12 protein-coding genes and 1 other annotated feature are annotated in these 12,092 nt (G+C 36.4%); all 12 genes read left to right on the top strand.

Annotated elements, in window-relative coordinates; translation table 11 throughout:
• Positions 1–11: 11 nt before the first annotated feature.
• The 12 genes from ftsZ to ileS all read left to right on the top strand — a co-directional run bounded on the left by ftsZ (position 12) and on the right by ileS (position 11,881).
• The gene (gene ftsZ, locus ABDZ84_RS18420) at positions 12–1,166 is read left to right on the top strand and encodes a cell division protein FtsZ (RefSeq protein ID WP_026680808.1); all 1,155 of its coding nucleotides are present in this window, start codon (positions 12–14) and stop codon (positions 1,164–1,166) included.
• Between the two features lie 643 nt (positions 1,167–1,809).
• Positions 1,810–2,730 (top strand): sigma-E processing peptidase SpoIIGA, encoded by a 921-nt coding sequence (gene spoIIGA / locus ABDZ84_RS18425; RefSeq protein WP_343782549.1) that lies wholly within the window; start codon positions 1,810–1,812, stop codon positions 2,728–2,730.
• A 13-nt stretch (positions 2,731–2,743) separates the two neighbouring features.
• Positions 2,744–3,463: an RNA polymerase sporulation sigma factor SigE gene (gene sigE / locus ABDZ84_RS18430; protein ID WP_026680810.1), complete on the top strand. Its 720-nt coding sequence runs from the start codon at positions 2,744–2,746 to the stop codon at positions 3,461–3,463.
• 124 nt (positions 3,464–3,587) lie between these two features.
• Positions 3,588–4,373 (top strand): RNA polymerase sporulation sigma factor SigG, encoded by a 786-nt coding sequence (sigG, locus tag ABDZ84_RS18435; protein WP_026680811.1) that lies wholly within the window; start codon positions 3,588–3,590, stop codon positions 4,371–4,373.
• Between the two features lie 483 nt (positions 4,374–4,856).
• A complete protein-coding gene (locus tag ABDZ84_RS18440) occupies positions 4,857–5,135 on the top strand; it encodes a YlmC/YmxH family sporulation protein (protein WP_026680812.1) in 279 nt (92 codons plus the stop codon).
• Between the two features lie 57 nt (positions 5,136–5,192).
• A complete protein-coding gene (gene pgeF, locus ABDZ84_RS18445; protein WP_026680813.1) occupies positions 5,193–6,002 on the top strand; it encodes a peptidoglycan editing factor PgeF in 810 nt (269 codons plus the stop codon).
• 27 nt (positions 6,003–6,029) lie between these two features.
• Positions 6,030–6,698, top strand: a complete 669-nt coding sequence (locus tag ABDZ84_RS18450; RefSeq protein ID WP_026680814.1) for a YggS family pyridoxal phosphate-dependent enzyme — start codon at positions 6,030–6,032, stop codon at positions 6,696–6,698.
• 9 nt (positions 6,699–6,707) lie between these two features.
• Positions 6,708–7,139, top strand: a complete 432-nt coding sequence (locus ABDZ84_RS18455) for a cell division protein SepF (protein ID WP_026680815.1) — start codon at positions 6,708–6,710, stop codon at positions 7,137–7,139.
• Positions 7,140–7,146: 7 nt separating this feature from the next.
• On the top strand, positions 7,147–7,413 hold the full coding sequence (locus ABDZ84_RS18460; protein WP_026680816.1) for a YggT family protein: 267 nt from the start codon (positions 7,147–7,149) through the stop codon (positions 7,411–7,413).
• 11 nt (positions 7,414–7,424) lie between these two features.
• On the top strand, positions 7,425–8,201 hold the full coding sequence (locus tag ABDZ84_RS18465) for a YlmH family RNA-binding protein (RefSeq protein ID WP_121605056.1): 777 nt from the start codon (positions 7,425–7,427) through the stop codon (positions 8,199–8,201).
• A gap of 99 nt (positions 8,202–8,300) precedes the next feature.
• On the top strand, positions 8,301–8,804 hold the full coding sequence (locus ABDZ84_RS18470; protein WP_026680818.1) for a DivIVA domain-containing protein: 504 nt from the start codon (positions 8,301–8,303) through the stop codon (positions 8,802–8,804).
• Positions 8,805–8,871: 67 nt separating this feature from the next.
• Positions 8,872–9,090 (top strand) — a binding site (T-box leader).
• 40 nt (positions 9,091–9,130) lie between these two features.
• Complete coding sequence (ileS, locus tag ABDZ84_RS18475; RefSeq protein ID WP_026680819.1) at positions 9,131–11,881, top strand: isoleucine--tRNA ligase; 2,751 nt, start codon at positions 9,131–9,133, stop codon at positions 11,879–11,881.
• Positions 11,882–12,092 lie beyond the last annotated feature (211 nt).

The raw sequence follows: 12,092 nt of genomic DNA on the forward strand, positions 1-12,092 counted from the left end.
AGGAACGAGATATGTTGGAGTTTGATACAAACATGGAAGAATTAGCCACAATAAAAGTAATTGGAGTTGGCGGTGGCGGTAATAATGCTGTTAACCGTATGATCGAACACGGCGTTGAAGGTGTAGAGTTTATCGCTGTAAATACAGATGCTCAAGCTTTAAATCTATCAAAAGCAGAATTGAAAATACAAATTGGTGGAAAATTAACTAGAGGATTAGGTGCTGGAGCTAATCCTGAAGTAGGCAAAAAAGCCGCAGAAGAAAGTAAAGAACAGCTTGAGGAAGTACTGCAAGGAGCAGATATGATATTTGTAACTGCTGGAATGGGTGGAGGTACTGGTACTGGTGCTGCTCCAGTTATTGCACAGATCGCAAAAGATCTTGGTGCCCTTACAGTAGGAGTAGTAACGCGTCCATTCTCTTTTGAAGGCCGAAGAAGATCCACGCAAGCAATTTCTGGAATTGAGTCATTAAAAGGTAGTGTGGATACATTAATTGTTATACCAAATGATCGTCTTCTAGAGATAGTAGATAAAAATACACCAATGTTAGAAGCTTTCCGCGAAGCTGATAATGTATTGCGTCAGGGTGTACAAGGCATTTCAGATTTAATTGCAAAACCAGGGCTAATCAATGTAGACTTTGCCGATGTTAAAACCATTATGTTTGATAAGGGCTCTGCCCTAATGGGGATTGGTGTAGCTACTGGTGAAACAAGGGCTACTGAGGCTGCTAAAAAAGCAATCTCTTCACCACTATTAGAAACCTCAATAGATGGCGCGCACGGCATCTTGATGAATATAACTGGGGGTACTAACTTAAGTCTGTATGAAGTTCAAGAAGCTGCTGATTTAGTTACTTCTGCTGCCGATAATGAAGTCAATGTAATCTTTGGATCGGTTATTAATGAAAACTTAAAAGATGAAATTGTTGTCACGGTTATAGCGACAGGCTTTGATGAATCTACTAAGAAAATGGAGCAGCAACCAAAACAGCATCGACCGGTAATTAATCATCATCAGCATGCTGCTACTAGAGTAAATGAAGAACCACCTAGTAGAGAAAGAGAGAGTGAACCTGTTCAACAGCAAAGACCAAGACAAGAGGAAGATGGTTTAGATATTCCAACTTTCTTAAGAAATCGAAACCGTAATCGAAATCGTTAATGATAAAAAGAAGGCAATGCTACTATTACGTGCATTGGCCTTTTTTATTGTCAAAGAAATTATAAAATTAGTCCATGTGGATACATAGGAGCGTGTTGAGCCGCGTCGAGCGTAAACGCCCTACGATAAGTCATCATCAGTTCGCAAGTTCACCGTTATTCCTTTATCTCTGTTGATTCGCTCTAGTCGCTACGTTTCTAATCGAGCGATTGCGCTTTTATTCTTTGTCAATTTGTTCATTATAAGGAAAAGAACCATCCTATGAATGAATTTAGAACATGAGTAACAATTGGACTGGCACTGGTACTTTATTACTATAAATTCTGTTTTCCAGTTCCTCTCTCGATTTTCTTCACTATTACACCCACCACACAAAAATTGGCCAAATTATCAAGTTTAAGCATTATGTATATCCTCTTTTCTTTTAAATTGGATCAACCAATTTCATGCATAGGTCATTTAAGTCCAATTTTTAACTTGGCTATAATTACCGACAAACATTCCAACAACTCGTTAAAATTAGTCATACGAACCATACAGGAAATGACAGACTTTTCCTTTTCTCTTCGATATACTTTAATCATTATGAAGTTAATAATTTAAAATCTTTCATATGACAGAATACGTGAAAGGAAGGAAAGGTGTGACTATTTATCTGGATGCTGTTTGGGCATTAAATTTTTTATTAGATATCATGCTTTTAATGCTCACACAAGCTTTAGCAAGAGATAGTACACGGATTATCCGCATAGTAATTGGGGGATTTGTTGCATCTTTACTCGTTCCTATCTCTCTCTATTTTCCTGATACTTTTTTTACCAGTGTAATAGGAAAACTCTTGTTCTCGTGCTTCATTATCTTAACTACATTTGGTTATCATAATTTTTACCGTTGGATAAAATTATTGCTGCTATTTTATTTTATTACCTTCTCTATTGGAGGTGGATTAATAGGTATTCACTATTTATTTCAGCGTCCATTTGGTTTAGACAGCAATGGATTTCTGACCTTTAACAGCGGCTTTGGAGATCCAGTAAGCTGGCTATTTGTTGTAATCGGGTTTCCATTGGTTTGGGTATTTACAAAATCCCGTATGGACAAGCATGCTGCAGAAAAAATACGCTATGATCAATTGTGCCCAGTAACTATACAAATTAAGGGAAAGAGCTATTCTACTACAGGGTACATTGATAGTGGTAATCAATTAATCGATCCGCTTACAAAAAAACCGGTAATCTTATGCGACGAACTTTTCTTGAAGAATTGGTTTACGGAAGAAGAATGGAAACGAGTTCGTAAGTGCAGTGAATCACTAGATTTGGATAGTTTGCCAACGGAGTGGGAGAAATATTTGCAGTTAGTACCTTATCAAGGTGTTCAAGGTAATAGTACATTTCTCTTTACGATTCGACCAGATACATTAGTTATCTATTATGGTGAACAAAAGATTGTAACGAGTAAAGTATTGGTAGGGCTTCAGTTTTCCAATCTAACAAAAGATGAAAGCTATCATTGTTTATTACATCCACAAATTATAAAATTAGCGACAATTCATTCTGCATAAAGGAGAGATTGCTTTGAGATCAACAAAATTACGCCTTCGTTTATGGTGGTACAAAATTTTAATTAAATTAGGACTCAAATCAGATGAAATATATTATATTGGTGGGAGTGAAGCTTTACCACCACCACTTTCTAAGCAAGAAGAACAGGAATTATTAGTCTTACTTCCAAAGGGAGATAAATCCGCCAGAGCCATTTTAATCGAACGAAATTTACGATTGGTTGTTTATATTGCTCGTAAATTTGAAAACACAGGAATAAATATTGAAGATTTAATTAGTATTGGAACAATCGGACTTATTAAAGCGGTGAATACCTTTAATCCTGAGAAAAAAATTAAACTTGCCACATATGCATCTCGTTGTATAGAAAATGAAATTTTAATGTATTTAAGAAGAAATAATAAGCTTAAATCAGAGGTATCCTTTGATGAACCGCTAAATATCGATTGGGATGGAAATGAGTTACTACTCTCTGATGTTTTAGGAACAGATGAAGATATAATTACAAGAAATCTAGAGTCCAGCGTTGATAAAAGCTTATTGAAGAATGCTCTGTCACAGTTAAATGCCCGTGAAAAACAAATCATGGAGCTGAGATTTGGTTTAATTGGAGAAGAAGAAAAAACACAAAAGGATGTAGCGGATATGTTAGGTATTTCTCAGTCATATATTTCCCGATTAGAGAAAAAAATTATTCGCCGATTAAAAAAAGAATTTAATAAAATGGTCTAGCCTTGTCGCTGTAAGTAAAGAAGGTTTTTATGAGTATTTCTTCATGCTAGTGTCTGCATAAAAATCTTCTCAGTCGGAGATACTGTCCATGAACAGCATCACCAACTGGGAGGGTTGAACGCAGATGACAAGACATAAGGTTGAAATATGTGGTGTTGATACATCGAAGCTACCTGTACTAAAGAATGAAGAAATGCGAGAATTATTTAAGAGAATGCAACAAGGAGATGGAGACTTATCTGCACGGGAGGAGCTGGTTAACGGAAATCTGCGACTTGTCTTAAGTGTTATTCAACGATTTAATAATCGTGGAGAATACGTTGATGACTTGTTTCAGGTTGGCTGCATCGGATTAATGAAATCCATAGATAATTTTGATTTATCCCATAATGTGAGGTTTTCTACCTATGCTGTTCCTATGATCATTGGGGAAATCAGAAGATACTTGCGAGATAATAATCCAATTAGAGTTTCTAGATCATTACGCGATATTGCTTATAAAGCACTACAAGTAAGAGAAAAATTAATCAACAAAACATCAAAGGAACCAACCCCAATGGAAATTGCAGAAGAAATGGGTATTCCCCATTCAGATATTGTTTTTGCATTGGATGCTATACAGGATCCGGTTTCCTTATTCGAACCAATTTACAATGATGGCGGTGATCCGATCTATGTAATGGATCAAATAAGTGATGATAAGGATAAGGATTCTACCTGGCTTGATAAATTATCTTTAAAAGAGGGGATGCATCAATTAAACGATCGTGAAAAAATGATACTAAACAAACGATTCTTCCAAGGAAAAACACAGATGGAAGTTGCAGATGAAATTGGAATTTCCCAGGCGCAGGTTTCTCGTTTGGAAAAAGCAGCGATTAAACAAATGAATAAACAGATGTTTGAATAAATGAAAGGCTATTAAGATAGTCAAGGGAAGATTACGGATCTGTTCCCTCAGAGTGTAGAAACGCTATAGGTGTTTCTACACTTTCAGCTTGTAGAGAATGTCTACAAGCTTTTTTATTCTGGTAATTTAAGGAAATTATAAGTGTTAGCCAATCTGGATAAATATGGGCGTGTTGAGCCGCTTCCAGCTTCAGTGCCCAGGGAACGATGCGACTTCATGAATCACCCTAATCTAAGTCATCATCGGCTCACAAGCTCACAGTGATTCCTTTATCTCCGTTGACTCGCTCTAGTCGCTACGAACCTGTTTGAAGTAAACAACGAATCTCCTGCAAATTTTGACGAGTTCGTGTCATAAGTATCTATAACTTCCAACGCAAGCATTCTTGTATAACTAATCGCAAAGATATCTTGTAAATTTATTGTTCCATGAAAGATCACAAAAGTTATGCATATATATAGAGTAAGGGTGAGGTGAATAAAAGTGATAAAATTATCTGAACTACAAATTAAAGAAGTAATCATTATTGACAATGGTCGAAAACTGGGACATATCAATGACTTAGAAATTGATACAACAAATGGTAGAATTCTTGCAATTGTAATCATTCCGAGGGATAAGAAAAGTGGATTATTTGGTAAGGCAGAAGAACTTGTTATCCATTGGAATCAAATTGTTCGAATTGGATCGGATGTTATCCTCGTAAAAGATGTCGAAAAGCCGAAATTATATAATGAACCATTTATTCAGGAAAGAAAATAAAAAACAGCAGATTTTGTGGTAAAATGAAACAAGCAGTGAACGTGGGAGGTAGTTAGATTGTCAGAGCCCTTTATCAAGCACAATGATTCCATATTACATATCGAAAAATGGCAAAAACGAAATGAAAAATTAAAAGTTGGATTTACCACAAAACATGGTGGAGTAAGTAGGCAACCATACGCATCCTTAAATGGTGGGTTACATGTTAATGATAGTACAGAAAATGTAATAAGAAATAGAGAAATAATTGCTAATCATGTAAGGATTCCATTAAATAATTGGGTTAGTGGAGAGCAAATCCATCAAACACGCATACATGCTGTCACTGAAAATGACAAAGGTAAAGGTGCAACCGAATATGATACGGCAATTAAAGATACAGACGGATTAATTACAAATACTTCAGGGATTTTATGTACTGGATTTTTTGCAGATTGTGTTCCATTATTTTTCTTCGACCCAATTACTTCTTATATTGGTATTGCACACGCAGGGTGGAAAGGTACTGTTAGTGGGATAGCTGATGATATGGTCAATACCCTAGCCAATCATGGGGTAAATGTGAGCGACTTGTTAGTGGCTATCGGCCCTTGCATAACAAAGCAGTTTTACGAAGTAGAGCAAAAGGTTATCGATAGGATTCCATTATCACATAGACAAAGTTCAGTTCTACCAACTGGTATAAATCGATATTTACTTGATTTAAAACAATTAAATATAGATATTCTTTTACAAGCTGGGGTATTACGTAATAATATAGATGTAACAAATTATTGCACGTTTCGAGAGAATGACTTATTTTTCTCACACCGCAGAGATCATGGGAGAACTGGTAGAATGTTAGGCTTTATTGGCTTTTCATCATGATTATACGAGGGAGGAGAATTGGAAATAATGGATGTAGCACAAAATTTAACAGCAATACAGCAAAAAATAAGACAAGCATGTTTGAAGCGTAATCGAAATCTGGAGGACATCACCATAATTGGTGTGACGAAATATGTTACAATAGAGCGAACAGAGGAAACGATACTAGCTGGCATCACGAATATCGGTGAAAATCGACTTGAGGGCTTCCAAGAGAAGTATAATCTTTTAAAAGACAAAGGGACCTGGCACTTTATTGGTACACTGCAATCTAGGAAAGTAAAAGAAATTATTAATCAAGTTGATTTTTTGCATTCGCTGGATAGATTATCGTTAGCGAAAGAAATAAATAAACGTGCAACTGATCCAGTGAACTGCTTTATTCAAGTAAATGTAAGCGGCGAAGAATCGAAACATGGTATTGATCCAGACCAAGTTATTCCATTTATAGAGGACTTAGCAAACTATCCTAACGTGTATGTAGTTGGTTTGATGACAATGGCTCCTCACATTGATGATAAAGAAAAACTACGAATGATTTTCCGTAGATTAGCTGATATAAGGTCAAACGTACAACGTGAAAATTATACGCATGCGCCTTGTCAGTATCTTTCTATGGGCATGAGTAATGATTATGAAATAGCAATTGAAGAGGGTGCAACACATATCCGAATTGGTACAAAATTAGTAGGGTGAGGTGACAAAATGAGCTTAAAGAACAAAATTAAAAACTATTTCACAATGGAAGATGAGTATGAATATGAATATGTTGATGTTGATGAACTAGAAAATGATCCTAGACCACAACCGAAAGATAAAAATCAAAATGTCGTTAATCTTACTAGTATGCAAAATCCAACTTCTAAAGTTGTACTATGTGAACCTAGGACATACAATGAAGCCCAGGAAATAGCCGACAATATCGTTAATCGCCGAGCAGTCGTTATTAATCTACAACGCGTGGACAATCATCAGGCGAAACGCATCGTCGACTTTTTAAGTGGAACAGTATATGCTGTAAATGGCGATATACAAAAGCTGGGTGCACAAACATTCCTCTGTACACCTGATAATGTCAATGTGTCTGGTACGATTACAGACGCTTTTATGGAAGATGAATATGAAAAAGGATGGTAGTAAATAAATGTTTGGACTTTATCGATTATTAGATACTGCTTTTGTTATATACAGTTATGCGTTAATTATATATATTTTTATGTCGTGGTTTCCAGGTGCAAGGGAATCTTCATTCGGACAAATATTAGCAAAAGTATGTGAACCGTATTTAGAGCAATTTCGTAAGTTTATTCCTCCGATCGGCATGATCGACCTATCACCAATCGTCGCCATTTTTGTCTTGTATTTAGCAAGAATGGGGTTATTACAATTCTTCCAGATGTTTGTTTTTTAAAGGGTTAAACAATGGAGATCTACCAGCATTTTAGGAAAGATGAGGAGCCCTTTATTGATCAGGTCATGTCATGGAAGGAACAAGTGGAGCGATCCTTTCAGCAACGGTTAACAGATTTTCTTGACCCTCGTGAACAGCAGATCATGGACATGCTTATTGGTTCCAAAGGCGATGAAGTAAAACTAGCCTATCATGGAGGAAATCCATATGTGGAGCGGAAACGGGTAGTAATTGCCCCCTTTTATGACACAATACAAGCTGATGATTTTCAATTAACATTATTACAAGCTAGTTATCAATCTAAATTTGTAAATGTGACACACAGCGACATAATGGGCGCATTTCTATCTTTAGGTATTAAACGAAAAAAGCTTGGAGATATTTACGTGGACAATGGCCTGATCCAAATCGTCGTTGCAGATGAAATAGCTTCATATGTGAAGACTAATTTATTATCCATCAAAACAACAAAAATAACGTTGGAAGAAATGCCGTTATCAGAATTTAAACGGAAACAAATGAACTGGGAGGAATCAGATTGCACCGTCTCCTCCTTACGACTTGATACACTTGTTAAAGAAATCTACCGGATTTCAAGAAAAGATGCGGTATCTTACATTAATAAGTCACATGTCAAGGTGAATTTTAAAGTCATCGAAGATGTAAAGTTTCTCTTACAGGAAGGTGATCTATTATCACTAAGAGGTAAGGGAAGGAGTAAAGTGGTACAAATTAGGGGGAAAACAAAAAAAGATAAAATTAAGGTAACTACTGCAATCTTGAAATAATTTTGTTAAATATGCAGGAATTAGCTACCTTTTGTCGAATAAAAGTGTAAGATGGGGATAGTACGTTTTGTGAAACAACTTTAATAGGAGGTGGCTGTTGTGCCATTATCACCATTGGATATTCATAATAAAGAATTCACTAGAAGTTTTCGCGGATATGATGAAGATGAGGTAAACGAATTTCTTGATCAGGTAATTAAAGATTATGAAATGGTTATACGTGAGAAAAAGGATTTAAAGGAGCAAGTAGATCACTTAAATGAGAAGCTTGGTCACTTTACGAATATCGAAGAAACCCTAAATAAATCAATTCTTATTGCGCAGGAAACTGCCGAAGAGCTAAAAGGCAATGCTACAAAAGAATCCAAATTAATAATTAAAGAGGCAGAAAAAAATGCTGACCGCATTATTAACGAAGCTCTAAGCAAGTCTCGTCGTATTTCAATGGATGTAGAAGAGTTAAAAAAACAGGCCAAAGTCTTTCGTACACGTTTAAAAATGTTGGTTGAAGCTCAGTTGGACATGATAGGTACTGATGATTGGGAACAGTTATTTGATGCGGAAATAGGTGAAGACCTAGAATTAGCAGAGAATGAATCATAAGCCTTGACGCTAGTCGCTATTTTACATATAATTCTTACACAGAGGTCTATGAATCATTAGTTGAATAAATTAAGCAAGGATAGAGCTAGTATAAAGGTGAGTTACTGAATAGCGAGTTGGGGTATGGTGGGAGCCCAACACAGTAATACTTTTAGAAAATCACTCTTGAGCTTTCATTATGAAATGAATTAGTAATGAACGGGATCATTCACGTTACGAATTTCGAGTGAATTTGACAGTTAGTCAAATTTATAAGGGTGGTACCGCGAGTCTTCTCGTCCCTTTTGGGATAGAGGGGATTTTTTAATTTAGAAGGAGGAGCATAAATGGACTATAAAGAAACATTATTAATGCCAAAAACTGCATTTCCGATGCGTGGAAACTTACCAAATAAAGAGCCTATTCGCCAGTCAGAATGGGAGGAAAAGGACCTATATAAAAAGAGCTTAGAAAGAACAAAGGGGAAACCATTATTTATTCTTCATGATGGCCCTCCATATGCAAACGGAGATTTGCATATTGGTCACGCATTAAATAAAATTTTAAAGGATTTTATTACTCGTTATAAATCGATGACAGGATATCATGTACCATATGTTCCAGGATGGGATACACATGGTTTACCAATTGAAACAGCACTGACAAAAAATAAGAAAGTGAAACGTAAAGAATTAAGTATTGCTGAATTTCGAAAACTTTGTGCTGAATACGCACTTGGACAAGTAGATAACCAGCGGGAGCAATTTAAAAAGCTAGGTGTACGTGCCGATTGGGACAATCCATATATTACGTTGACAAAGGATTATGAGGCCGCGCAAATAAAAGTATTTGGAGAAATGGCGAAGAAAGGCTATATATATAAAGGATTAAAGCCAGTGTATTGGTCTCCTTCTTCAGAATCCGCTTTGGCCGAAGCCGAAATTGAATACCATGATAAACGATCTCCTTCCATCTACGTTTCATTTGAAGTAACGGATGGTAGAGGCTTATTGGAATCTGACGTCAAATTTATTATCTGGACGACAACACCTTGGACGATCCCAGCTAATCTTGGAATAAGTATCCACCCTGAATTAGAATATGCTGTAGTTGCAGTAAATGATGATAAGTTTGTCATTGCTCACGCTCTTTTAGAAGCAGTGACAGAGGCGTTAGAATGGAACAATCCAGAAGTAATTCAAACCTTTAAAGGAGAAGAAGCGGATAAGGTTGTCGCTAAACACCCTTTCTATGATCGTGAATCATTAGTAATGCTTGGAGAACATGTAACAACAGAAGCTGGTACAGGTTGTGTTCATACAGCACCTGGACATGGTGAAGATGACTTTTACGTAGCTAGAAGTTACGGTATGGATGCACTTTGCCCAGTAGATGAAAAAGGTGTATTTACCGATGAAGCTCCTGGCTTTGAAGGTCTGTTTTATGATAAAGCAAATAAAGTAATTACAGAAAAATTAGACGAAGCCGGTGCATTGTTAAAGCTCGCATTTATAACGCATTCCTATCCACATGATTGGCGTACGAAGAAACCAACGATATTCCGTGCAACGTCACAGTGGTTTGCTTCGATTAAGGACTTTCGTCATACGATATTAGATGAAATCAAAGCTATCAATTGGTATCCACAATGGGGAGAAACAAGATTATATAATATGGTGCGAGATAGGGAAGATTGGTGTATTTCACGTCAGCGAACATGGGGTGTGCCAATCCCAGTATTTTATGCAGAGGATAAAACACCAATCATTACAGATGAAACAATTAGTCATGTGTCTGATTTATTTAAGGAGCATGGATCTAATATTTGGTTCGAGTGGAAAGCAAATGATTTACTACCTAAAGGCTTTACCTCGGAGCACAGCCCAAACAATATGTTTACCAAAGAAACGGATATTATGGATGTATGGTTTGATTCTGGATCTTCACATGAAGCGGTATTACTTGGCAGAGAAGATCATTATCGTCCAGCAGATATTTATTTAGAAGGTAGCGACCAATACCGAGGGTGGTTTAATTCATCCTTATCCACATCAGTAGCTGTTACTGGAAAAGCTCCTTATAAAACTGTTATTAGCCATGGGTTTGCACTTGATGGTGACGGTAGAAAGATGAGTAAATCGCTGGGCAATGTAATTCAACCTGGGAAAGTACAGAAGCAGCTAGGGTCGGATATTCTTCGTTTATGGGTATCTTCAGTAGATTATCAAGCTGATGTTCGTATTTCAAATGATATCTTAAAACAGGTTTCTGAAGCGTATCGTAAAATCCGTAACACATTCCGTTTTATGCTTGCTAATCTTGCTGATTTTGATCCGAAAACAGATCGAGTTGCTGATACAGAATTGGAAGATGTCGACAAATATATGCTCTATCGTCTTCAACGATTAATAAACGATGTGCGTGGAAGCTATGAAAGCTATGAGTTTTCACCAATATTCCATCAAATTCATAATTTCTGTGCAGTTGATTTGAGCTCCTTCTATTTGGATTTTGCTAAAGATATTTTATATATTGAAGCAAAGGATAATCATAGAAGACGTAGTATTCAAACAGGCTATTATGAAATTCTAACGTCTCTAGTTAAACTATTAACACCGATTATTCCGCATACAGCTGAAGAAGTGTGGGAGTATATTCCAGGAGTAGAAAGTGATAGTGTTCAATTAACAGACATTCCTGAGTCGAGAGAAATAACAAAATTTGCTGTAGAAAAATGGGATCACTTCATGCGTGTTCGTGATGATGTGTTAAAGGCATTAGAAGAAGCTAGAAATGAGAAAATAATTGGTAAGTCACTTGAAGCAAAAATAAAGTTAGTACCGAAAGATGAGCAAACGAAAGATGTATTACAGTCTATTGAGCAGCTACATCAATATTTAATTGTTTCAGAGGCTGAGGTAAGTGATGATACGTCAGAAACTAAGCCTTATTCGTATGTTCATGTTGCAGTTGATAAACACGCTGGAGAAAAATGTGAACGATGCTGGATTTCTGCTACAACAGTAGGTGAAGATAGTGAACACCCTGCTTTATGTTCACGTTGTGCTGAGGTCGTAAAGAGACATTATTCCGCATAAATTTAATCTAGTCATTAAAAAGAATCTGGACAAAAGTAAATAAGAAACACAAAAACGAGCTATAATTCATTGATGAATTATAGCTCGTTTTTTATTAAAAGTTAAGAAAGTATAAAATCAGTGCAATGACTGCGTTAAGCGAAGTAGTTATTTTGAAATGTTTGATGTATATTGGCAATGCTCCGACTAATTGCTTCGCTTTCCGCGGGCA

Origin of the sequence: Virgibacillus salarius (assembly GCF_039521925.1) — a bacterium.
GTDB classification, from domain to species: Bacteria; Bacillota; Bacilli; order Bacillales; family Amphibacillaceae; genus Virgibacillus; species Virgibacillus salarius.

Bases quoted from the DNA above. Each gene is read 5' to 3' on its own strand.
- ftsZ (WP_026680808.1), top strand. From the start codon at position 12: ATGTTGGAGTTTGATACAAACATGGAAGAATTAGCCACAATAAAAGTA.
- sigG (WP_026680811.1), top strand. From the start codon at position 3,588: ATGACAAGACATAAGGTTGAAATATGTGGTGTTGATACATCGAAGCTA.
- ABDZ84_RS18450 (WP_026680814.1), top strand. From the start codon at position 6,030: ATGGATGTAGCACAAAATTTAACAGCAATACAGCAAAAAATAAGACAA.
- ABDZ84_RS18455 (WP_026680815.1), top strand. From the start codon at position 6,708: ATGAGCTTAAAGAACAAAATTAAAAACTATTTCACAATGGAAGATGAG.
- ABDZ84_RS18460 (WP_026680816.1), top strand. From the start codon at position 7,147: ATGTTTGGACTTTATCGATTATTAGATACTGCTTTTGTTATATACAGT.
- ABDZ84_RS18465 (WP_121605056.1), top strand. From the start codon at position 7,425: ATGGAGATCTACCAGCATTTTAGGAAAGATGAGGAGCCCTTTATTGAT.
- ileS (WP_026680819.1), top strand. From the start codon at position 9,131: ATGGACTATAAAGAAACATTATTAATGCCAAAAACTGCATTTCCGATG.